The sequence below is a fragment of the Spirosoma pollinicola genome (assembly GCF_002831565.1).
GTDB classification, from domain to species: domain Bacteria; phylum Bacteroidota; class Bacteroidia; order Cytophagales; family Spirosomataceae; genus Spirosoma; species Spirosoma pollinicola.
In genome coordinates this window covers 8,077,100-8,099,711 of record NZ_CP025096.1, presented here as the reverse complement: position 1 = coordinate 8,099,711, position 22,612 = coordinate 8,077,100, and the positions used below count along the sequence as shown (strand labels likewise).

The 22,612-nt window shown below is 44.5% G+C and carries 20 protein-coding genes; 12 read left to right on the top strand and 8 right to left on the bottom strand.

Annotation, left to right across the window (positions count from 1 at the left end):
• Positions 1-15: 15 nt before the first annotated feature.
• The 7 genes from CWM47_RS34235 to CWM47_RS34205 all read right to left on the bottom strand — a co-directional run bounded on the left by CWM47_RS34235 (position 16) and on the right by CWM47_RS34205 (position 6,288).
• Complete coding sequence (locus CWM47_RS34235; protein ID WP_100993004.1) at positions 16-2,523, bottom strand: TraG family conjugative transposon ATPase; 2,508 nt, start codon at positions 2,521-2,523, stop codon at positions 16-18.
• A 46-nt stretch (positions 2,524-2,569) separates the two neighbouring features.
• Positions 2,570-2,896 (bottom strand): DUF4133 domain-containing protein, encoded by a 327-nt coding sequence (locus CWM47_RS34230; protein ID WP_018622902.1) that lies wholly within the window; start codon positions 2,894-2,896, stop codon positions 2,570-2,572.
• Between the two features lie 7 nt (positions 2,897-2,903).
• On the bottom strand, positions 2,904-3,464 hold the full coding sequence (locus tag CWM47_RS34225; protein WP_100993003.1) for a DUF4134 family protein: 561 nt from the start codon (positions 3,462-3,464) through the stop codon (positions 2,904-2,906).
• Between the two features lie 57 nt (positions 3,465-3,521).
• Entirely contained in the window at positions 3,522-3,854 is a 333-nt protein-coding gene (locus CWM47_RS34220) for a DUF4134 family protein (RefSeq protein ID WP_100993002.1), read from the bottom strand.
• Between the two features lie 117 nt (positions 3,855-3,971).
• On the bottom strand, positions 3,972-4,922 hold the full coding sequence (locus CWM47_RS34215; RefSeq protein ID WP_100993001.1) for a hypothetical protein: 951 nt from the start codon (positions 4,920-4,922) through the stop codon (positions 3,972-3,974).
• A 12-nt stretch (positions 4,923-4,934) separates the two neighbouring features.
• The gene (locus CWM47_RS34210; RefSeq protein WP_100993000.1) at positions 4,935-5,543 is read right to left on the bottom strand and encodes a DUF3408 domain-containing protein; all 609 of its coding nucleotides are present in this window, start codon (positions 5,541-5,543) and stop codon (positions 4,935-4,937) included.
• 22 nt (positions 5,544-5,565) lie between these two features.
• Positions 5,566-6,288: a ParA family protein gene (locus tag CWM47_RS34205; RefSeq protein ID WP_100992999.1), complete on the bottom strand. Its 723-nt coding sequence runs from the start codon at positions 6,286-6,288 to the stop codon at positions 5,566-5,568.
• Between the two features lie 845 nt (positions 6,289-7,133).
• Between CWM47_RS34205 and CWM47_RS34200 the strand changes: the two genes are divergently transcribed.
• From CWM47_RS34200 to CWM47_RS34185, 4 genes are all read left to right on the top strand, one after another.
• Entirely contained in the window at positions 7,134-7,625 is a 492-nt protein-coding gene (locus tag CWM47_RS34200) for a plasmid mobilization protein (RefSeq protein ID WP_100992998.1), read from the top strand.
• A 24-nt stretch (positions 7,626-7,649) separates the two neighbouring features.
• On the top strand, positions 7,650-11,126 hold the full coding sequence (locus CWM47_RS34195; RefSeq protein ID WP_100992997.1) for a relaxase/mobilization nuclease domain-containing protein: 3,477 nt from the start codon (positions 7,650-7,652) through the stop codon (positions 11,124-11,126).
• 335 nt (positions 11,127-11,461) lie between these two features.
• Entirely contained in the window at positions 11,462-13,597 is a 2,136-nt protein-coding gene (locus CWM47_RS34190) for a YWFCY domain-containing protein (RefSeq protein ID WP_100992996.1), read from the top strand.
• A gap of 143 nt (positions 13,598-13,740) precedes the next feature.
• Positions 13,741-14,142 (top strand): helix-turn-helix domain-containing protein, encoded by a 402-nt coding sequence (locus tag CWM47_RS34185; RefSeq protein WP_100992995.1) that lies wholly within the window; start codon positions 13,741-13,743, stop codon positions 14,140-14,142.
• 75 nt (positions 14,143-14,217) lie between these two features.
• On the opposite strand, the gene CWM47_RS34180 is transcribed toward CWM47_RS34185, so the two are convergent.
• On the bottom strand, positions 14,218-15,246 hold the full coding sequence (locus tag CWM47_RS34180; protein WP_100992994.1) for a M23 family metallopeptidase: 1,029 nt from the start codon (positions 15,244-15,246) through the stop codon (positions 14,218-14,220).
• 81 nt (positions 15,247-15,327) lie between these two features.
• Between CWM47_RS34180 and CWM47_RS34175 the strand changes: the two genes are divergently transcribed.
• From CWM47_RS34175 to CWM47_RS34140, 8 genes are all read left to right on the top strand, one after another.
• Positions 15,328-17,418, top strand: a complete 2,091-nt coding sequence (locus tag CWM47_RS34175) for a DUF4099 domain-containing protein (RefSeq protein ID WP_100992993.1) — start codon at positions 15,328-15,330, stop codon at positions 17,416-17,418.
• 48 nt (positions 17,419-17,466) lie between these two features.
• Positions 17,467-18,336 carry a DUF3945 domain-containing protein gene (locus CWM47_RS34170; RefSeq protein WP_100992992.1) on the top strand — a complete coding sequence of 290 codons (870 nt, stop codon included), beginning with the start codon at positions 17,467-17,469 and terminating at the stop codon, positions 18,334-18,336.
• A 52-nt stretch (positions 18,337-18,388) separates the two neighbouring features.
• Positions 18,389-19,909, top strand: coding sequence for a toprim domain-containing protein (locus CWM47_RS34165; RefSeq protein WP_100992991.1), 1,521 nt, complete (start codon positions 18,389-18,391; stop codon positions 19,907-19,909).
• A gap of 47 nt (positions 19,910-19,956) precedes the next feature.
• On the top strand, positions 19,957-20,244 hold the full coding sequence (locus CWM47_RS34160) for a hypothetical protein (protein ID WP_100992990.1): 288 nt from the start codon (positions 19,957-19,959) through the stop codon (positions 20,242-20,244).
• A gap of 148 nt (positions 20,245-20,392) precedes the next feature.
• Positions 20,393-20,806, top strand: a complete 414-nt coding sequence (locus CWM47_RS34155; protein WP_100992989.1) for a hypothetical protein — start codon at positions 20,393-20,395, stop codon at positions 20,804-20,806.
• Positions 20,807-20,924: 118 nt separating this feature from the next.
• Positions 20,925-21,278 (top strand): hypothetical protein, encoded by a 354-nt coding sequence (locus CWM47_RS34150; RefSeq protein WP_100992988.1) that lies wholly within the window; start codon positions 20,925-20,927, stop codon positions 21,276-21,278.
• 119 nt (positions 21,279-21,397) lie between these two features.
• Positions 21,398-22,243, top strand: coding sequence for a DUF5131 family protein (locus CWM47_RS34145; protein ID WP_100992987.1), 846 nt, complete (start codon positions 21,398-21,400; stop codon positions 22,241-22,243).
• A 5-nt stretch (positions 22,244-22,248) separates the two neighbouring features.
• Entirely contained in the window at positions 22,249-22,581 is a 333-nt protein-coding gene (locus tag CWM47_RS34140; protein ID WP_100992986.1) for a hypothetical protein, read from the top strand.
• Positions 22,582-22,612 lie beyond the last annotated feature (31 nt).

Below are 22,612 nucleotides of genomic sequence, written 5' to 3'. Positions count from 1 at the left end.
AGCTGATTAAGATTACTAAAGTGAATCTTTGTCCATAGCCACTTGCTGACGAATAGCTGAATCCCAGTCTCCACCGTTAACAAGCACGCGATCGGTGATTTTCTTTTTTTGCGTTTGTTCGGTGGTGAAGGCGTACTTTTCGGCTGCAGAAGCTTCTAGTCCATAGACTGCACAATGATCACCCTGAAAAACCGCAAATTCCTTATATATAGGACCGGGCCGATTATCCCGATTAATGGAAAGTGCCAGGTTCTTTTGCTTAGGCGTCAGCGATAAAAATTCCTGCACCTTATCGAACTTATTGGCATATTCCCGCATGTCCATCAGTATCTTGGTGGGCGCATTATTAATAATGGTATCCTTGATGATGGGCGATGAGGTTAGATCATCGACCTCCTGGGTCACGAGCCAGGCTTCGCCAAAATGTTTCCGTACCGTTTTATAGAGGTACAGAATATACTCAGCCATGTTGGGCCGCATAATCGCTTTCCATGCCTCTTCGATTAGCATTATTTTACGAATACCCTCCAGTGTACGAAGCTTGGTGATGTAGGTATCCATAATGATAATCGTGATTATGGGCATAAGGACCTTGTTATCTTTGATATTATCCAATTCGAAGACCACAAACCGATCGTTAGTCAGATCAAGATTTGTTTTCGAGTTGAGCAGATAATAATATTCCCCACCCATGTAATACGGTTCCAGACATAACCGAAAAGAGTCAAAATCAAAATTTCGTAAGTTGACCTTCTTATCATCCAGAATTTTTTTGAAACCGGTATTGATGTGTTCGAAGAAAGTATTGAAACAAGGCTCTATGTTATGATCTGCGTCGAGCAGTCGGAAATAACTGAAGACACATTCCCCGATTAGTGTCTGTTCCGCCATAGATATGGGGTCGTTCTCTTTTTTCCACAGCGTAGTGATGAGCCCCTTTATGGCTTCAATTTTCTCCTCCTCAGGGTACCGTCGTCCATCAATGTAAAAAGGATTAAAATGAATGGGTTTTTCCCGTGAGTAAGTCAAGTACTTCCCCTTCATCATCTGGCATAATCCCAGGTAACTATTTCCTACGTCGACAATGACAACATGGGAGTCCATCATTAAATAAGAACGAACCAAATGGTTTGTCAGGAATGATTTGCCGGAGCCACTAGGGCCAATCACGAATTTATTCCTGTTGGTGATGATCCCCTTATCCATTGGTAAATCTGAAAGATCTACAATAATTGGTTTGCCATACACCCGTTCACATAGGCGTATTCCTTTCTCCGAAAGAGAATCAGTGTTCAACGACTCCTGATTCAGCATGCAGCAAGCCTGGGGAATAAACGTTTGAAATTTCTCCTCCGATGGCAGGTCCGCAGCATTGCCAGGAATGGCTGCCCAGAATAAACTCATTCCTTCAACCGCCGAACTCTCACGGGGACGAATACCCATTTTAGCGATTGCAGAGGTTGTTAAATTCCGGATCGCGTGCATCGACGACCGGTCATTGGTCCAGACCATTACATTAAAATGCGTTCGAACGGGTGGGTAGCCCGTATCAGCTTGGTATTCCAAATACTGGGTAATCTGACGAGCATTCGATTCATTGTTTTTTGAGAAGGATGACAATGCCGTCATCTGGGTCATCCGCTGCTCTAGTTTCGGCAGTATATCATGCTTGTTCTCTTTGAAGATGTACTGATTATACACATGATTAACTTTCAGCATTAGATTTACCGGATAAGCAAAACATACGGAAACCGCTGAATTTTCGGTAGAAAGTGCATCAACTTTAGAGAATGTATACACTTGTTCGGGCATATCATCCACGTCAGTTAGTCCATAAAACTGAATAGACTTATTGCCTAATGACAATTCCGGATCGCGCATAAGATCGCAGAGAGGAACAACCGGATCGCGCATTTCTAAACCCATGTAGCGTTCCAGCAATCCGGGTTTGCCCGTTTCACCGCAGAGGTCGTCGTCACGCAGCCGGGTTAGCTTGATCTTGCGAGTTGACTCTAAAATGGAAACAAACTGCTCCAGACTAGAAAAAAACTCGTTTAGAACCTTTCGATCCGTAATTGTTCTGGGGAGAATCTTTCCCGTGGCAAGCGTAGTCTGGAGGGAGGAGATATCCTTTCGGTTTGGATGTGTTTTGGTAATATTGACGAAGCAATTGTGGTACAAAAAAGGGCGCTCGTTAAAATGTAGCTGTCCCGCCTGATCAAGATAATTATCAACCGAATAATCTGGCTTATACTTTTCCTCCGTATACCAATCTTGTTTGTGAATAATCACATTATCCGGTAAGACGCTAATCGCCTTTTCCCAACTCTGAATCAGATCCTTAAACTCCCCGCTTTCCAACCGGTCCCGGCCGTGCATTTGTACATTGCCAGTCAACGTATAAATTTCCGGTAACGATACCTTATATACGACAGTGATATCGCCGTACCCAGATATTAAACAATCGTGGTAAACGGATTTAATTGGAAAGACTTTTAGTAAGTCTGTTGCTTTAAACACCATATTGCATTTGAGATTTCATTGAAGCGATGTCAAACCGAGGACATCCTTATTTCTTCGTCGATTGGCGTAAAGCCTTGTAAACCGACGAATCGCGCGCAGTAATTAGTGTCGGCATCCGTTTGTGAGCCTGATTTTTTTTGTATCCTCGTTCACCGTGCTTTTTCGATAAGCCAACCAGTTTCGTGTACAAAACCATGACCAGGGTCAAATAAATACCAAAACCGTACATAGGAGTAAGGCCCGAAATACCGCAGATAATGGCCGTCAAAATAATCATGATGACGGCCCCCGCCCCGAGGATTGTTAAATACTGCATACCCCGGATGCCCATCACTTCCGGAGGACGATCAACGCCCTTGTTAACTTTGTACATGATCTACTCAGAGGGTACCAAAAATTCCTGATTCTAAAATTCCTAAAACAAGGCCCCCAAAAAACAGAGAACCAATCCAGTAAAGCGCTAACCGTTGTGTATCAGGATCGCCGGCCTGCCACCGTGAATAGACGGCGATTGCTCCCAAACAGGCGTAAATGCCAAAAAAGGTAAACATGATTTTGGTCATATGGGACCACCCGTTTCGGATTGCTGTATTCGAAGTGCCTAATTCAAAAGCCAGTTCAGACGATGAATGAGGACGGTAAATAACATCAAGTACCGAAGGAAAAAGTGCAGTAATAAAAACGGCGCTTGACCAAATGATCAATGAGCGTTTTGCATCATGATCTCCATGCGAGAACTTCGAGAATACCTCAGTTGCGCCGATGACGGCACAAATCCCCGCTACCCACATGCCTATAGGCTTGAATTTTTTATAGACGTCCGAAACTTGTAACGTGGCGCTTGAAACATCAGCCCCACCCGCCACAGCGGGTAGGGCGATGATCAGTAGTAAGGCTAGTAGCAAAAGCGACGGAGTGTAGCGGTGCCAGTTGGTATGCATGTGCTGAAAATGAATTTTGATTAATTAATTTAAAATTCATTTCGACCGCTCAAAAAATTAAGCTACGCCGAAAACTGCTTTGATAACTAACAGGACTAGGCCAGCAAAGATGAGCGCGCCAAACCAGCTAGCCGCAGATTTACGGGTATCTGGATCACCATTCGACCATTTACCGTACACGGCAATGGCGCCAACAACAGCTACAATAGCCATAACAGCGAGCATAATCTTGGAAACAGGCGCAAAAGAGGCCCGGATCTCCGTATCCGCTCCAGTTAAAGCAGAACTCACGGTTCCAGAGGCATACGTTTGCAAAACAGTCACCAACACGAGTGCCAAAGTAGCCGCTAAAACACGACCGTTTTTGCTAAGGAAAACTGATTTTTTCATGAAAATAGAAATTGATTGTTGTTGAAAATTTATTTTGACGAACTAAATTACAAATTAAAATGAACACACAAAAAAACTTTTTTAAACTTTCGAAAACAAGTAGGTCAATCTAGTACACTAAACGTACGCAGCTTCATCGACCATATCGGTCACTTCGCCTTCCTCCTCCTCCAGGCCCATACTCTCACGCTGCACCTGCATGAATAAATGGGCGTAATCACTGGGCTGCTCGGGTTTCAGGACGTTGTTTAACCGGGTAACTACGTTTTTATCGTTGATCATGCCATAGTATCCAAGAACGGCAGTGAATTGAGTACATAATTCTTCAACTGATTGTCTAGACTGTTTTCGTCTTACTTGTCTTCGGATATCATCTAGTATCGATTCCACGGTTTGGAGCTGAGAAAAGTACTTATCAAGCGGCACGTCGGTTGCGGCCGTTTCTTCGTCTATTAACTCGTCCAGCGAAACTTGCTCTATTCCGTTATCTCCCTCTGTCGGTAAATCAAGCGGAATCACAAATTCATTGGGTTGCGTTAATGACTCCCCTTCAGGATACGAATTGAGTTGATCACTAAACGTGTTGAGTACGACTCCTTCTGACCCGTTTATCAATTTATCATCAACATCCTGGTCTCCATCTTCTGGTTCGGTTGAGTCAGGGTCCGATTCTGTAGCATCAGGATTAAAAGAATAATCTGGCTGATCGCCCGCTCGCTCACCCGGCTCATCCCCGAACTGGGTGAATTCGGTTGTCGAGGAGTTTTTAGTTGAGGCGTCGGGATTTTCCAGAAGTTCATGTTCCTGAATACCTTGGCTTTCCACTGGGGGAGGGGCAATACTTTTGACAGGTTGAGACACATCAAACACCGTTCTTGACTTACCCAATAATGATACTTCCTCGACTGGCTGGGCGACAGGTATTAGCTGGTCTGCTTTAGCCGGATCACCAGAAGTGGGACCGGACTGCCACCGTACTTTAGGCAGAGTAAATTCCAGACGATTTTTTAGCAAAATCTGGGCTAACCAAATCACGCCAATTATAAATAACAGGTAGGCTATTAACATAGCAGTAGGGCGTTAATCGTTGATTTGTTGGGTTAACAGGCTCAATAGCTGCTGGTCAATTTGCTTGATGTCCGAGGCATACTGCTCAAAATGATGATGCAAAATATTATCGACTATTGCCTGAAGGTTAATCCGACGATCTGTATGTTCACAGTACAGGACCAATCGACTCAGTATTTTGGCATGCGCTTTTTTAAGATAGATTCGTTGATCCCCTGGATTGAATGGATGCTGATCAGTTTTGGCTAAAAAGCCTTCTTCATAAGGTCCAGCCAGCTTTTTTGGTTTAGCGGTTGTGGAAGCAGGCTTTTTCGAGATGGCAATCCCTTCCGTCTGCTTACCACTAATTGATTTGACCGATTCTACTGGTTTTGCAAGAACAGGATGAATAATTGAGTGATCATTCCCTGGCTTCTCGGATTCAACTCGAGTCTCTTCCTGAACCTGCTCAAACCTATCGGGCGTTTCATCCATACTGCTTTCCCGTTGCTGGCCATCGGAAATTGTCTCAGTAGGCAAGGTGATAGTAGGCTGCTGGAGAAATTTGTCAAAAGCCGGCGGGCGAGTCGACATGAATCCTGCAGCCAAGTCATCTAAGGCGTTTTTTCGATTACCTGCCATAAGTTGTTGTGATTAAATGGCCTTAGGGAACGGGTTGGGTTGCCGTATGGATTGAATTAATTACCGCATGGTTAGGGGCTTTATTCATCAGTTCATCCACAATAGGTTGGGCAACGTTTTTTAGAGGAAAGATGGTGGATATTTGCTCGGCAATTGAACTTCCCGCTTCTCTTAAGACCGACTCAAAAACGTATATCCCTTTTTCCTTTATAGCAGCTTCGAGCTTCTCTTTAACTTTAATTTTGTGGGGCGTTTTAAGCTTAGTCCAGATAGCACTAATTGGCATCGCTGAATTATGGAGTTGATAAAAATCTATAGTATCCATGCCGGCCACAAACGATTTAAACTCCAGTTCAAATGGAATAACAACCTGATCAATTTGCTTGGCCAGTAACGCAAAATTATCGACGTTGAGCGTGCCTGGTAAATCCAGAAAAATTACATCGAGATTAGTTGAGGTTCTAATATGCGGCAACACGCGAATTAAATCATCCATCGTCATGATTTCAATTGGATAAGGAACAATCCCTAGTTCGGCCATAGATGCTAGTAAATCCGCACTGGTTATTGAGGGCAATAAATCACGTTGCCGACTTCGTGAAAAACTGTGCTGGGGAAAGTCAGCATCAATGACGAGCACCTTGACCTGTTGAGAGAAGAGATAGGTTGCCACTAATTGAGTTAGGGTTGTTTTGCCAGCTCCTCCCTTCTGAGAGGAGAAGGCAATTACTTTTGTTTGTTTCATAGTTAAATGAAATTTAAATAGTGATTTGACAAATATATTGAAATTGTGAAAAACAAAACCTAATTAAACTGATATAAAATTTCATCTATTTATTCTTATAAAATTAGCTGATAGTATAAAAGTCATATAATCAATCAGTTAACTACCTGCTTACCCGCAGTACTGCAGTCCTGTATACCCGCAGTACCGTTTACCCGTCTACCTTTCATACTTATAACCCGCTCACCCGTTAACCTTATATCCCGTCTACCCGTCTACCCGTAGTCCTGTAAACCTGCGGTCCTGTATACCCGTCTACCCGTAGTCCTGTAAACCCTAAGTACCGTTGTCCAGTATACCCGCTTACCCGTGATACCGCAGGTACTATTGATTATTATTATAAATATCTGTTTATTAATGAGTTATTGAAGTGAAAGATAGGGTATTTTGTGTTGACATTACATACTCGATGTATACTTGCCAGTCACCAGTCGGCCACTTGATAAGACTGAATTATAATGGTGCTAGTACTTATAGCTATTACTAACCGGGTTAACTAAATAAGCTCAAAAGGCTAAATGTATATTTTATTTATATAAACTATATTTTATTTCAAAAGTCGCCTATCTTCGCCAGAAATCCTCTTCGTGAGAAGAGAGCAAGATATGTTTTCTTATTAACAAAACTCCGGCTATCGCCTTCGTTTTGCTCCTAAGAAAACGGTCTTGCCCTACGGGGTCTCCAGCGAAAAAAGCCCTACGCTAACGCATCCGGGCTTTTTCGAGTCAATTCAGCGAGTTAACACATCGCTGTAGGAAGAATTCATTCGAGAAAAAGCAGGTAAAGGCGACAAAGCAGGAAAAAATATGGTCACCAAATCAGAAACTTCAAACGCTGATCAGCAAAAAAAACGAAATAAAGGCGGTAGACCCAGCAAGGTGGCTGATGAAAAGATTGATAAAATAAAGTGCATCGCAACCACCGAAGCCGAACAAATCCGGTTAAACCGGATTCACAAAATCTACACTGCGGGTCAAACAAAGTCGTTTAGTGTCTTCGCCAAGGAGGTAATTTTTGCCTTGGAAACCTCTGCTACCCTACCGAGTACGCCTAGTAAAGACCCTACCTATATCAACACGATCATCATTCAACTAACGCAAATCCGGCAGGACATACGATCAGTAAACACCTTGCATAACCAGGTAGTCAAACGAATTAATAGCTTGTTTGTGGCCGCTGAGTTAAAAAAGGAAGTGCAGGAGACCAACGATATAATCAAACAGTTGGCTCCCTTGATGCAACGGTTAACCAGCTTGTTGGATGAGTTAACCAGAGAGCAAAGTGGAACGGCTAAATAGATAAAATAAACGGTTTGAAAGCGAATGATAGTCAGAATTAATACGGGCAAAAAGCCGGCTGGTGCCGTTCGATATAATGAAGAAAAAGTGTCCAACGGACAGGCTCATTTAATTGGGGTTAGTAACTATCCAAAAGATAATCCGGATGAATTAAGCATGCGATCAAAAATAGCCATGCTAGAAACATACGCCGGTTTTAATCAACGCGTGTCAAGTCCAACATTGCATATATCAGTTGCCTTTCATCCGTCGGAGAAATTGGATGATGAACAGCTAAAAAGGATGGGGGAGGAGTATATGCAAAAAATGGGGTATGGTAATCAACCCATGTTAATTTACCGCCATGAAGACACTCATCATCCGCACATCCATATCGTGTCGGTTTCAGTCGATATAGATGGTAAGAAAATATCGGATTCTAATAACCGGCCCCGCTCCAATGCCATCCGAAAAGAGATGGAAATAAAGTATCAGTTAGTCAAAGCCGAAGAACAGGGAAAACAGCAACTGATGACGACGTCATTACCCGAACAGATGCTTTCATATGGAGAAGGGGAAACCAAAAAAGCGATCGGTTCTATTGTTTGTACTGCTTTTACGGATTACAGCTTTTCTTGCACCGATACGTTCACTCAATTTTTGTCTACCTATAATATTCAACTCAATCAACTTAAGGGGGAATCCAAATCAGGAAAACCTTATCAGGGAATCAGTTTTCAATTGACCAATGGGGACGATGCCATCAGTCCCGCGATCAAAGCATCGAGCTACAGTTTTGCCCCCACCCAGGAGCGATTGAACAACCGGTTCAAACACGGCCAAAAGCGAATCGAACAGGCCATACCGTACCTACTTCAGAACGTACAAAAAGCACTAAAAGGGTACCAGAAAGTGAGTGAAGTCGATTATAAAAATCAGTTGCGTTCAGCCGGCATTCAAGTACTGGATACGGGAAAAGAATTTATGTATGTCGACCACCACCGGCGAACAGTCTATGGCGAATCTGAACTAGACTCGCGCCTGAGCAGGAAGCATTTGCTGGGAGCCTTTGTTGAAACGAGCCAAATAAAATTAGCTCAGCCATTACCCCCTCAATCGGTTAAGCATACGGTGAACGAACCGAAACCAGTTGCCCAAAAAAGCCATGCGGCAAAGACCCTTTCCGAAAAAGAGGCAATTAATCTTCGTAAACAGGTCGGACGTCATTATCAGACCTATCGCAAAGAGGCTGGCCAGTATTTCGAGAGTCAAACCATCGAGCGGTTTCCTTTCGAAGTGCTGGTCGAAAAGCTCCAGCAGGAAGGCACCGAGCGGGGCCACGCCCAAACCGCCGTGCGTTTATTCGAGCAGTACAAACAAAGTCAACTTGCGGAGATAAAAAGTAAGGAGGAGAGTTACTTTTTGCAAACAGGTGGGATTTACTTAAAACTGGCCACCCAGATGCCCATTACTGCCCAAAGCCGGATAAACTTTCTGGAATCGGTAAACCTGCGAACAGAAAGCAACGAGGAAGGGCAGACGCAGCTGGTTCATCGGCATAACTCCGCGTTGAAATTAAGTATAACGGCCGACCAAACGCAGGCGCTTCTAACAGGAGGCAGCCGAGCCGTGGCTTTCCCCGCCACGCTGGGCAAAGCCGATCGGGAGGTATTTTTGGCAGCGGCCAGTGGCCAACTCCCGGAATCAGCTTCGTTTTACGAGGTTAACGGATCCTTGCTCAAAGGCTGTTTACCTCGTCCACTCTATGAGTCGATCAGCACGGTCCTCAACAAGAATTACCTGCAGCAGGTCATGGGCCATTGCCAGCATTCGGATCGAAGCTTAGCCGAGCAGCTCCTGGATCGTGGCATCATCGTGGAAAAGAATGAGCAGGGTTTCCGGGCAGGGTTCAGCCAAACAAATCCAGCAACGTTTACGCAACTACCATCTATTTACGGGCATCAACTGGAAGTCGAAGGTCTGCCCAACGAGTACGCTCAATTGGCAGCAGGTCTTCATACCGTAAATGGACGGTTATTAGTTCAGGCGGCTCAGAGCGCAGACACCGGCAATCAATCCCGTCTGGAGCGCCTCCGACGCCAGTTGCCCGAGTCGGTAGGAGGAAACTCCCTACCGAATGCGGAGGTCATTGCCAAACTACGCGAGCAGTTACTTAAACCAGCGGCACCAACCTCCATGCGTTCTCCGCAACAAACGAACCAGGGAATTAATCGATCGGAATCTGATTCCACAGCCAAAGCCTTACAGGATGCGTTATGGAAAGATTATTTTCAGTTTCGAGGTCGCAACGGTTATTTCTATGAGAGTGCCCTGTTACAAAAGCCAGCGGAATTTCCCATCACTCGATTGGTCCAATTGCTGACTAGCCCTCCCCACCAGATAGAGCCCATGGACGCTATTCATCTGGTACAAGCCTTCCAGCAAAATCGACTGAACCGACTCGACTCGATCATCAAACGAGATCAGGACCATTTTGCCCTGACAAGTCAAGGGTTTCTGACGATGATTAATCAGGCTCCGCTGAGTGGTCCGGATCGACAAAAAGCCCTGAAAGCGTTCTATCTGGATATCCACCGGAATGCCAGGGGTGAACTGGAATTGGTTCACCATCAACACAAAACGTTTCGAACTCCTCTTTCCGAAACGGATACCCAGTCGCTTATAAAAGGGGCTCCACCCGATCAGATCAGATCCATCGCTTTGCCAACTCAGGAATTTCCGCGTCATGAACGGGCTCTGTATGAACAAATTGTCTTGGGTAAAAACCTAACAAAATCAAAAGTTGATAAAGAGAAACGAGTTGAGAAACCCAGCTTCCGAAATATAATGGGTGAGCGAGCGAAAATTTTGTTGTCTGATGAACAGTGGGAGCGGGCCAGTCGATTATTAAATGAGCATACAGCCGAGAGTTTGCTTAAAGATGCTCCCCTGGCAGTGGAAAGAAAAGTGGACTGGCTTTATCAGCGCGGAATGGTCATTGCGTTAACCAAGGAAGGCTACAGAATGGGTCACTACTTAACGGATCCTGAGTTCTACCATCCAGTGCCGGAAAGTCTGGTGAAGCTCCTGGAATCACACCGGTCCGCCGGAGCCCATGCAGACCACCGTATGGAAGCCCTGTTGCAAACCGATCGTCGACTTACGGGCCTGACCACTGAGCGGGGAAAAGCGATGATTAATCTGGCTCAGGCGCTGGATCAAAAAAATAACAAACGGGTTGACTATATACTATATCAATTAGTTCATAAAGTACCCTCATTAGCGCCGTTGGTTTCGCAGCCCGAAAAAGTCCTGGATTATCTATCCAACTCCTACGGTCCCTTCCAGGAGAATAAAGTGAATAAAACTGATGCGGTGCCGAATCAACCAGTGATGCCGGTTCCAGCTCAAGATCAGCCGGGAGGCCTGCTTGAGGCACTGGCAGAGGGTACGGATACGTCACAAATGCGGAAGAAACAGCGGGTAGGACAACCCCTTCGTAAGCTCAGACCAAGGCGGTAAGCTTAAAAATCAACGAAATATACGTGCCTGACTGGTGATCAACTTAACCATTTGATAACACTTTTATCCGTTTGAAAAAATGAATTATAAATTGTTTGCCGATTACGGTGCTTGATGACTTTTTCTAAATACGGTCGAATTTTTCACCTTCATTCCAGGGCCAAGCTTCCATAGCCGGATGAAGAGTTAAAAATTTACCGTTATGGAAGCTAATTTTTGCCATGCAAAAATGTATTTTAGCGTTTTCATCGGTAAAAATTTAAAAATTAGCTTATTCTGTGTAACTAAAGGGCATCAGGTTCCGTACTCATGGACATTCTAAATTTATAACTGCTATGAGCCAAACAGAACATGACAAAGACTACCGGGGGATCTTAAACACGATCCTCTACATTGGGTTTGCTATTCTTTTATTTCATCTCTACGTATTCTGCCACAATGTCTTTACTAAGCTGGGAATTCCGTTATCGATTTTAACCAATTTTATCCGCTCACTTAATGATCTAACGCATTTATTTAACAATACCTGGGCCAGTAAACTCGCTGCACTGGCTATACTGATTCTCTACTGTTTCGGTAATAAGTCTAAGAAAGACATTGGAGCTACCTGGAGTGAAGTCTATTACCTGGCCTTAGCTGGGTTGTTTTTTTACTTTGGCAATTCCCTCTTACTGGACATGCGACAACTAAACGTCGACACCGTCAATATTCTTTATACGGTGACTACGTTTGGGGGGTATCTGTTACTTATGAAAGCAGGTTCCAAAGCAACAAGCATCATACCTATTACCATTGGCAATGATGCATTCAATGAAGTTAATGAAAGTTTCATGCAGGAAACGGAGTTGATTGAGAATGAATATTCAATCAATATTCCTACCTTATTTACCTATAAACAGAAGGTTCATCAGGGGTGGATTAACGTCGTTAATGCTTTTCGGGCGACAATGGTGCTTGGCACGCCAGGGTCCGGGAAAAGCTATGCGGTGGTCAATAATTACATTCGCCAGATGATCGAGAAAGGATTCTGTTTATTTATCTATGACTTCAAGTTTCCAGACTTATCCAGAATAGCTTATTTCTATCTTCAGAAGAATAAAGACGTATACCAAAAACTGTACGGTAAAATACCACAGTTCTACATTATTAATTTTGACGATCCCCGACGGTCTCACCGCTGTAATCCGTTACTGCCTGAATTGATGACTGATATCATCGATGCCCAGGAAGCCAGTTCTGCCATCCTGTTAAATCTCAATAAAGTCTGGATACAAAAATCGGGTGAATTTTTTGTAGAATCCCCCATTAGCTTTCTGACAGCGTGTATCTGGTATCTAAAACGGTACAATGATCGCAAGGTTGAAGAATACCTGGACACACTATCCGAAGAACAGCGAAATGAGCCAAGAGTAACCGATCATATCAATTACTGTACGCTGCCGCATGTAATTGAATTTGCCTGCAATCAATATGATGAAATTTTTCCTATCATGAAGGCAGAGCCAGAACTTGATCTGGTCATCGAACCTTTTTTCAGTGCCTTAAAGAACGATGCCAAAGAACAGCTGGAAGGGCAGATTGCTTCGGCTCGTATCCCCCTTTCCCGAATGGCATCACCGACCTTATACTGGGTAATGACTGGGAACGATTTTTCACTGGATATCAATGACCCAAACGATCCAAAAATTTTATGCGTTGGCAATAACCCTGACCGACAATCGGTATATGGCGCAGCATTAGGCCTATATGCGTCTAGACTTATTAAGCTTATTAACAAAAAAGACCGTATCAAATGCGGCTTCATCATTGATGAATTGCCTACAGTCTTATTACGTGGGCTTGATAATTTGATAGCGACCGGTCGGAGTAACAAGGTAGCTGTTGTGCTAGGTCTTCAGGATTTGAGTCAATTGATCCGTGACTATGGAAGAGAGGTTGCCAATGCCATATTCACAACGATTGGTAATATTTTTACCGGTCAGGTAAAAGGAGAAACCGCTAAAAACCTAAGCAGCAGTTTTGGGAAAAATGTGCAACAGCGTCAAAGTTTTAATATCACTGATAAAGAAACAACAACCAATTTATCGACGCAAATGGATTCAGTGATACCTGAATCCAAACTCAGCAATCTATCACAAGGCCGTTTTGCTGGTGCCATAGCTGACAATGTAGATCAGGAAGTAAAACAGAAAATGTTCCACGCTAAGATTGTCATTAGTAAAACAATGGAAAAAGAACTGAAGCAGCTGCCCCAAATACCTCCGTTGCCACATTACCAACAGTTTTCAGATCAGCAAATACGCCTCATGGTGGACAACCAGTATAAGCAGGTGAAGCAAGATGTTCGAAACATCATAGCCGAGCAACTAGGGGTTATACGAACTGGACCTGATAGTCATTTATTACGGGGTTTGGTAACGGCCAATCCCAACTATCTTATGGACAGTATTCAGGAGCCGGTGAATGCCTGATGGGTATCAATACGATGCTGAACCGGCAGCTACAAAAACCTGAAATATCTGTGCTATGGCCAGACGCTGTCCCATTAATTTAAATGATTGACGAGCTTCTCGCTGGTTGACCAAAATCATACTTAACACGAACCATTACTTACATGAAAAAGAAAAAAGATTCGGAAGTTGTGAAATGGAAATCCCAATTTGCTAAGCGATTTGAACTGATTCGGGAAGCATCCGGAATGAGTCAGGTTGAGATGGCCGATACGATTGGCATGAGTCAAAATCTAGTTTATCGCTCTGAGAAAGATTGTGACATTTCGTTGAATTCATTTTTGCTCCTGTTCGTCCATTACATGAAAAATTATAAGATGAACCCGGAATGGTTCTTTGCCGAAGACAATTCCGGGTTTACTCCTTATGAGATGGAATCAAGAAAAACAAAACGAGTGTCCTCAGCCGTCGAGCGCAGGCGGAACAAAATCATTCTGGACATGTTCAACATGTTGCAACGTGATGGCCTTATGCCACAAGCTGAATCCAATACGACTCAGGAGTAAACTTATCCTAGTAAGAAGATAAAGCCCCCAAATAGACTAAATCCATATTGGGGGCTACGTTTTAATATCTGGTTATTACCGTCCAACGGTTAGGATTCGTTTGCCCAAACCCAAGGCCATTAAGCTGGAAGAGCGCGGCATGGTTACTGGTTTTAGAGGTTCGATAAACTCGGCCTTAATTAGGCTTCTGGGAGCGTTTTTGGGTTTGAAGCCCGTACTAGCCAGGCGTACTTTCCCTACATATTTCCGTTGCTGAGTGAGGGGAGTTGTTGTCAGCGTAGCTGCCTGTAACCTCTTCATTAAGAGAAAACAATATTCAGTTGGATCAACCGGTTCATTTCCCCAAAGTACACTGTAATGTAAGTGGGGCCCTGTCGTCATGCCTGTTTCTCCGATATGGCCAATAACCTGCCCCCGAGTGATCGACTCACCCACAAGAACCGAATGGTCTTCTAAATGGCCATAGCCCGTTAAGTAGCCAGAGGCATGTTTAATATAGATGGCTAAACCCATGCCATCCGGTTGCCAAACCACCCTGTCGACAATACCATCCGCAGTAGCATAAACCGGTGAATACTTTGCTTGGGGTAAATCTATCCCGGCGTGATTATGAACAGTGCCCCGCACGGGATGGTACCGAAGCCCAAAACCACTACTAACTCTATAATCTGACCAGGAGCGAATACGAATGGGTAAGATCGATGGGATGGTCCGTAATAAGTTGTCGGGCGACAGTGATTTAGGGGTTGTGAAGTTTCGCAATTGAGTCCGGATTTTACTTAGTGAATCCTCCAGTAACAGGACTACCAAAGAGTCTGATTGGCTCAGACTTTTGATGTTGACGGCTTTAAAATGAGATGGTGCCGTCACTGGTGGCATGGCTGCTTTTTCCGTGACTGGGTATATCGATTGGCCCATAAAGGTCACCACAAAAGAGGCTTTATCGGATTGAGTAGGCTTAGTCGCTCGACCAGTCATTAGACTATCTGAGTCCCCAAGCTGGATAGATTGGCGCACGGGTCTACTGAACATGACCTGACCAGCGGCTGAGTGGAAAGCGCCGGTCAATGCTATTGAAATAATAAATCGAAAAATATTTTTCATTTCAAATACAGTATAAATAATATTAATTTTAATATTACATAATAATATTGTCAGGTCAAGGGAAAACTTAAAAAAACCCGTATGGAATCTACTTCAACTAATAATCCTGATACCCAAAATAGGCACTATCAGTTAAACAGTCATGATTTGAAGCAATTTGCTGCGAAGGGTATCGTCCCGGCACCAGTGTATAAAGCGTACAAAGAAAACGGTAGGAAGCTGTTGCCCGAGCATAGGACGCCCTTAGTTAATGAAATAGTTTCTAGATATTTAAAAGGAAATACAAGTTTCTCTACGCCCGAATTTGCCGATATTCTAATAAATGATCTTGACACGAAGCGCCTTGTTGAAAGCCAATATAAGAATGCCCAAAACTCCGTCCCTCCAGTAAGTACCGACCTTGGACAACCTGGCCAACCCGTAAAAAATGAGATCGATTCAGGGACTAAAGCCCAGCCAACTTCTGAAGTTATTAGTTCGCAGGCTCCTCAAAGGGAAGAAGTTGTCCAACCCAGTTATCAACCCATTGGGTTTACTGTTGGTGCTACCGAGCGTGCTGACCAGTTGTCGGATGCGGACTCAAAGTATGGACAGACTGTTGAATTTCGCTTTAATCCGGTATCTCACGAGACTCCCTTAAATCAACCAGGCGGATCGGATACCGAGGCTTTGAAGGTATACGAACAGATTGAAGCGACCCTGTACGAGTTGTTGCTACCTCCTGAAGCCGAAGAGATACGGCAGTTTTTACGCAATGACGGGTATTTGTCCAATGAGGAAATTTTCAAGGCGTTGTACGATGCCGGTTTGAAACGGGAGGAACTGCAGCATACGGTAGAAGCGCTGGATTCATCAAAAAACCCGGATATCATCGCCAAAATCACCAATTACCTGTGGGACGTCCACGAGTCCGTGATGGACAGCCCCTTGCGCGAGCATTTAGCCCCGGATGGTAAATATGAGCTGGTTGCCATTATTCATAATCCGGATGGCCTCCGCGAGCAGGAACAGCTTGTCCAGAGTGCTGATGAACTTACGCGTCGTGAAACGCAACGGGAAGACGGTATTGTGTCTAAACTGCTCTCACTGAAAACGTTCGATGGAGGGATGGTAGCTAATATGCTCCACAACCACCAGATGATGCAGGAAATCATTGAAAAACTTTTAGGTGTACATAATCAATCTCAATCACAAACAAGTATGGAAATTCCAACCGCTACAAGGTATGACTGGAATCAGATTAAAGATCAGATGGAGAGGAACGGAGTTACTCGGGAAAGCCTGGAAAAATCGGGTAATCTTGATAACCTGTTGAATGGACGGCGGACTGAAACGCTGCAACTGAGTCGGCGTGATGAACAAGGCGCTGAAACGCCGGTTTCAGGTCGACTCTACATTGCTGAAGTCCCCGGTAAAGGGCCAGTCGTATACCTCTCACCGGAACGGCAGGAGCTGAAACTGCCAGTCAGCTATCAGGGCCATGTATTCTCCAAACAGGATCAGGAGAATTTGTTGAAGAATGGCGAAATGGGACGTGTCGTCACACTGAAAGACAAGATTACCCAGGAACCCTATCAGGCGTTTATTGGTGTGGACCCGGCCAACAAATCCCTGACGGTGATGAGACAGGAACGGTTTACGCCCCCAACCAAGCTGCTGGGAGTAGAACTCAGCCCAGATCAACGCGAGGCCCTGCGTAATCACCAGGTGGTACGCGTCCGCAATATGGTTGGCGATGATCAAAAGCCCTTTACGGCCGATGTGCAGATTAACGTCAATAAACGAAGCTTTGCCTTTAAACGCGTCAATGAACAGGACGAAAAAATTAAAGCGGCAAATCAAAAAGACGTAAAGCAGGCCAGCCCTAAAACCAGAAAGAAGGTAGATCCCAACCTTAAGCCTGAGCAGGCGACTCCAGCCAAGCAATCAAAAAAGCAAGTCCAGCCGGCGGGAGCAGGCAAAGATGCCGATACCAAGCAAGCTGTTAGTGTAGCGGCTAAAAATGGTCAACAGCGCATTACAGTGGATAAATCAACCAATAGTCCTTCGCTTACGATAACTAATCCCACGAAAGGGCAGCAGGCTGGAAAAAAAGAAACCCAGACGATGGTCAATGGCACGGCTGTTCAAAAGCAGGACACACCTAAAAAGAAAAAAGGTCCAAAATTATAGTCGATTCCATAACCACTCCCTTCGTGTATACCAATCCATAACAGCCACATGAGCGCCACTCGTACACCGGGCCCATTGGTCGACTACGCCGTCGATCGGGTAAATCTGAATTCCATCGTTGGCAAACGCTATCAGATGGATTTATTTAAAAATATGATCTGCGATAAGTTTCAGGTAATTAATAATTCAGTTGACCCGCAAACGGCCCAACAACTGGAAAAACTGCTGGCTGGAAAGCAAACCGATGTAGTGATACTTAACGATGGATCAACCGCTAAACTGGTAATACTCAATACGCCGGATAAAGGTCCTAGAATCCATCAGATGGATGTACGAGCGGAACTAATCCTGGGTAAGACATACCTGGGGCATACCTTCACCGAACAGGATAAACAGTATTTACATAAGTACGGTGATATGGGCCGTACCGCTCAACTCATTGATCCGAATGGGGGGCAACCCTTGAAGGCTTTGATTGGTGTCGATCAGGAAACCAAGCGGTTGAGGCTCCTTAACATCGATACGTTTAGAATGCCGGATGAAATCCTGGGTAAAAAATTAACCCCAATTCAGAAATTGATGCTACTGGAGGGGAAAGCTTTACGGTTAGATAACATGGACTATAAGGGAACAAAATTCTCAGCGTATACCCGCCTATCGGCGGCCAAAAGTGGGTTCAAATACAATAAGATTCAGACCCAGCAAAATAATCTACCACTGGCTAGCCTGCCATCTCAAGTCCAGTCGGTAAGCTCACCAGCCCCCCAGCCCTCGAACCAGAAGCTGACGCCAGCTTCCCAATCTAAAGAGTCATCCTCATCAACTCGCCATTCGAACGTTACTGCCAATACCCAAACGGATACTGGTGACAAACCAAAGCCAGACGTCAAAAAGTCAAAAGTCAAACTTCGTCGCTAACCTAAAACGTGCTAGGGGAAATTGTACCACCCTTTTCTTATTGTAAATACGTATGGCTGATTCAACTAGCATCTCATCTAGACCCCTAAATCGCGAACAGGTAGAACAGAAAAAAGCGGCTGATGATGAATTAATTCGGCGCTATAAATCCGATATAAACCTGGCCACGTTTGCGGAGGATCTTGGTTATGCCTATGATAAAAAACACTCAACCCGCAATGTTCCAGTACTGGATAATCCAGCCACTGGGCAAACCATCATCGTTCGAAGAAACTCAGCATCGGGCGAGTACTTTTACACCAATCCTAAGGATAATTATGATAAGGGAAATATCATAAACCTGGCTAGCCGGCACTATAATCTTGATTTGAGTACTCGATCCGGCTGGGACGAGCTGCATAAAAAATTAAGTGACCGGCTGGGAAATGTGTATTTTACCAAACATGAAGTCATTCAACCCCACCGGTTCAAACAACTTGAACAGGGCAGCGAGTCGCTCGTAAAATATTTCAATCTAAAGCCTTTGACGGACACGTCCTATCTGGAAAATGAGCGTAAAATCGATAGAGCGACCATTGAGGCACCCGAGTTTGCGGGCAAAATTTTAAACAAACCATTCAATGATACCAAAGCGGGTATATCAGGAACCAATACGGTATTTCCCCTAGAAAACGAGAAGGGAATCATTGCCATCAGCACCCGGAACACCGACTGGAATAGTATGGTCGGCGAGAAACAGGATGGTATCTGGGTATCTAACATCAATCCGGCTGTAAAACCAAAAGAGATAGTTATTCTGGAAAGCCCGATCAATGCGCTTTCCTATCATCAGTTGCATCCGCCCAAAAATGAGTTTGACCGCGTTTATATTGCCACGTGTGGAAATGCATCCGCAACCCAACCGCTTACGATTCAAAAGTTAATTAATAAACTCCAGCCGGAAAAGCTTATTCTTAGTAATGATAATGACCCGGCGGGCATTCGTCATAACATTAATATGATGAGTAAGCTTCATATGCCGCAGCAACCGGTAACGGGAATCTCTGTGGCAATCGGGAGCAGTAAATTTCGAAATACGCTCTACGTTGAAGTGAAACCCGAATTGCCAACAAGCCCAACGCCACCAGTTGAGCAAATCAAACTGCGCATCGGGGACGTACTGAACCGTCGTTTACATAATGAAGGTGACCAGGCCACTTTGTCCACTATTACCAGCCGGGATGACATTACACAAATACGTGCTGATTTCCCCAATCAACGGCCACTGCTTATCCGCGCTGAAAACCTGACGAAAGAATTACGTCAGTCCGGAGCGTCAATCGAAATAAAACGCTCAATGAATAAAGACTGGAACGATGATTTAAAAGAAAAACAAGCCCGTTTACTGAGCCAGAAACAATCCGCCCCCACACTAAATCATCAACCCGTCCTAGTTCAGCCGCAACGAAACCAGCCAGGTGTACCCAGTTTACCCACTCCGGTTAAACCTGCAATACCCAAATCGATAACGCAGCCAATGCCCGATCGCTCAGCTGGTGAGGGTAGCCGACGGAAAACTAAACTTAAACCCTAGCGCACACTGTAGTTCAAAAATTTTACGGCTTTAACGCATATACCCGTATGAACCCGATCGTACAATCGAACGCAAATCCACTTCAAGCGGCAGCCATATCGTATTCATTGACAATTCCGGCAGCTATTCCGAGCCTTTCCGGCTTAACCAGTTTGTTTGTTCAAAAAACATTGACCGACCTGCCTGACCGGTTAAAGGCACTGAACCAGAGTGGCCATCTTAATAACTATGAAGTTGTTTTCTTACAACAGGCCCTGTTACTGTTACAGGTTGAACTATCGCTCTTGCCGGAATACCAAGTCTCATTAAGCTACCAAGAAGTGGTTGCAACCTAGCTAGCGCGGACTAAGGGGGAAAAGACCTATGATTATTATCTTGTATTCGATTTAAATATTAATTTATTGAAAATAGACGTGTATATTTAACCATTAACAACTAGACATGACTATTAACTGATAACTGGCTGAAAAGTCCTCTGAACTTATGGAAGAATACTTCATTAAGATCGACCCCTATTCCGAAACGATCGATCAAATAAAACGTTCGGATAGTTACGCTTACCTGGCTCATCAACTGGGGTGTCGGCACGTGGGCATATATGCCAAGCAGCCATTTTTGGATGCCGCCATGATGAACGCGGAAGCCTTGGAAACCGATTTACTGCCAGCGGCCTGGCGTTACGTACCTACTGGTGAAGTCTACTTTGGACCAGCCCTCTGGCTTAACATTTCAGAGACCGGAGAGCTGCGAGTTCCGCTTCGACGAATTGATCAGTTGGAGGATGAGATTGAGTTTTTAGGCTTTATAGAAGCGTGTACTGATTTCTTACCCCTTGGTGAAAACCTGCTGGATGATTCGGAATGTGGAGACGAACAATCTCCCGATATTGAGTTCTGATTATAGGTGGGTTTGGCAATGAATGATAAGCTGAGTGTTAGTTTATAAGACTTATTTACAATGAAAAGTAAATTAGTTTTTTTTGCAGACTGTAGATCGATATTACGTTAAACATTATATGGAACTCGTCATCAAACCATATGTACCCTTTACCAAGTCGGGTACATTCAGACTGGGTGCATTACTTCGATTTACAGAACCAATCTACCACATTTCACCAGGTACGGAAGGGCTTGTTTATGAATCGGTTCAGGAGAACGGGATCGACTACTGCGGGGTCATACTCGAAAATGGGATGGATATTGGTCTGGTAATGAGTTGTGATTTGGATTATCTGGCTGAAAAACTACTTCAGATACCCACCACCTATCAATTTACAACGCCGGATGAACTAATGCGGCATTACAAGCAGGAAACATTCAGAAAAGCATTTTCACTGGTGTACCCTCCCTCTTCGACGGTTCAGGTTTAGGTTGACTGCTCCTGCTTAGTATGTCCAGGCCGGAAAACCCGTTCAACGAGTGGGCGGACTTTTTTTTGGGCTATATTGATTTAAATTATAGTTTTTTAATATAAATTTTATTTAATCTAATGGGTGCAAACACATTAATCGGTTGGGCCAAACATTCGTTTAATCCCTGGAAAGGTTGCGAGATGAAAAGCCGGGGTTGCGCCCGGTGCTATATGTTCCGGCATGCCAACCGCTGGGGACAGGATCCTACACTTGTCAGTCGAAGCAGTGAAGATGTCTGGAAGTCGCCCTACCGCTGGAACCGGCAATTACAAGGCAATGAACCGGTAAAAGATCGAATCGTATTCATGAATTCGATGAGTGACTTCTTCATTCCTTATGCGGATGCCTGGCGTGAGGAGGTATATCCCATACTGGAGCAAACCTCTAAGCTATTATACTTGATTCTAACCAAATATCCTGAGCGCGTGATGAATCGTTTACCCCAAAACTGGAGTACAAAGGATCATCCAAACGGCTATTCCCACGTGATTATAGGAACCTCAGTGGAGGATCAGAAAGCCGCCGACTTGCGAATCCCAGAGTTGATAAATATTCGGGCTAAATACAAAGTCATTTCGTTTGAACCGCTTTTAGGTCCGATCGATCTGAACCCGTTCCTTCAGCCCTCAACCTCCGCTTCTTCCAAACGGTTACCCTTCGACTGGGCCATACTGGGGGGCGAGTCAGGCTATAAAACCAGACAGCCAGGAAAAAAAGATTTTCGCTATCGAAGGTGTCAACTTGAATGGTTGATTTCACTACGTGATCAGTTGGAAGCGGCTGGCATACCAATATTTGTCAAGCAACTTGGCTCACATCTGGCTCACGAATTTAAGCTTTCCGCTAAAGCTGGCCAGCATGTCGAAGAATGGGAACAACTGTCATGGCGATTTCCCCAGGACTACTTAACCGTAACTCATTAAATACTATGCTAAGAACATTATATCAAACGGGACATGAACTGATGAATCTTCCACTATGGGCGCAATTTATGCTCATTGGTGTTTTGCTTCTCGTTGGTAGATTTTGGTTTTCTCAAATTGCCGGCCGACTGTCTGCAGTACAATGGACTGGTAGCCGAATGAGTGATCTGTTAAAATGTTTGTCGGCTGCTTTACTACTGGCTTTCCTGTTGGTCAATTTCTGGCTGGGTACTTCGCCCACGGGCCAGCGCTATGAATGGGGTCTCTACGGACGGGGGGCTTTTATCGGACTAACCCTTTTTCTTACCCAGTTTCTCACGCGTTTTTTTGCCCGCTGACTAATCAGCAGGCAATCACTACTATCGTTTA

Coding starts and splice junctions, on each gene's coding strand:
- CWM47_RS34235 (WP_100993004.1), bottom strand. CDS start 2,523: ATGGTGTTTAAAGCAACAGACTTACTAAAAGTCTTTCCAATTAAATCC.
- CWM47_RS34230 (WP_018622902.1), bottom strand. CDS start 2,896: ATGTACAAAGTTAACAAGGGCGTTGATCGTCCTCCGGAAGTGATGGGC.
- CWM47_RS34225 (WP_100993003.1), bottom strand. CDS start 3,464: ATGCATACCAACTGGCACCGCTACACTCCGTCGCTTTTGCTACTAGCC.
- CWM47_RS34220 (WP_100993002.1), bottom strand. CDS start 3,854: ATGAAAAAATCAGTTTTCCTTAGCAAAAACGGTCGTGTTTTAGCGGCT.
- CWM47_RS34215 (WP_100993001.1), bottom strand. CDS start 4,922: ATGTTAATAGCCTACCTGTTATTTATAATTGGCGTGATTTGGTTAGCC.
- CWM47_RS34210 (WP_100993000.1), bottom strand. CDS start 5,543: ATGGCAGGTAATCGAAAAAACGCCTTAGATGACTTGGCTGCAGGATTC.
- CWM47_RS34205 (WP_100992999.1), bottom strand. CDS start 6,288: ATGAAACAAACAAAAGTAATTGCCTTCTCCTCTCAGAAGGGAGGAGCT.
- CWM47_RS34200 (WP_100992998.1), top strand. CDS start 7,134: ATGGTCACCAAATCAGAAACTTCAAACGCTGATCAGCAAAAAAAACGA.
- CWM47_RS34195 (WP_100992997.1), top strand. CDS start 7,650: ATGATAGTCAGAATTAATACGGGCAAAAAGCCGGCTGGTGCCGTTCGA.
- CWM47_RS34190 (WP_100992996.1), top strand. CDS start 11,462: ATGAGCCAAACAGAACATGACAAAGACTACCGGGGGATCTTAAACACG.
- CWM47_RS34185 (WP_100992995.1), top strand. CDS start 13,741: ATGAAAAAGAAAAAAGATTCGGAAGTTGTGAAATGGAAATCCCAATTT.
- CWM47_RS34180 (WP_100992994.1), bottom strand. CDS start 15,246: ATGAAAAATATTTTTCGATTTATTATTTCAATAGCATTGACCGGCGCT.
- CWM47_RS34175 (WP_100992993.1), top strand. CDS start 15,328: ATGGAATCTACTTCAACTAATAATCCTGATACCCAAAATAGGCACTAT.
- CWM47_RS34170 (WP_100992992.1), top strand. CDS start 17,467: ATGAGCGCCACTCGTACACCGGGCCCATTGGTCGACTACGCCGTCGAT.
- CWM47_RS34165 (WP_100992991.1), top strand. CDS start 18,389: ATGGCTGATTCAACTAGCATCTCATCTAGACCCCTAAATCGCGAACAG.
- CWM47_RS34160 (WP_100992990.1), top strand. CDS start 19,957: ATGAACCCGATCGTACAATCGAACGCAAATCCACTTCAAGCGGCAGCC.
- CWM47_RS34155 (WP_100992989.1), top strand. CDS start 20,393: ATGGAAGAATACTTCATTAAGATCGACCCCTATTCCGAAACGATCGAT.
- CWM47_RS34150 (WP_100992988.1), top strand. CDS start 20,925: ATGGAACTCGTCATCAAACCATATGTACCCTTTACCAAGTCGGGTACA.
- CWM47_RS34145 (WP_100992987.1), top strand. CDS start 21,398: ATGGGTGCAAACACATTAATCGGTTGGGCCAAACATTCGTTTAATCCC.
- CWM47_RS34140 (WP_100992986.1), top strand. CDS start 22,249: ATGCTAAGAACATTATATCAAACGGGACATGAACTGATGAATCTTCCA.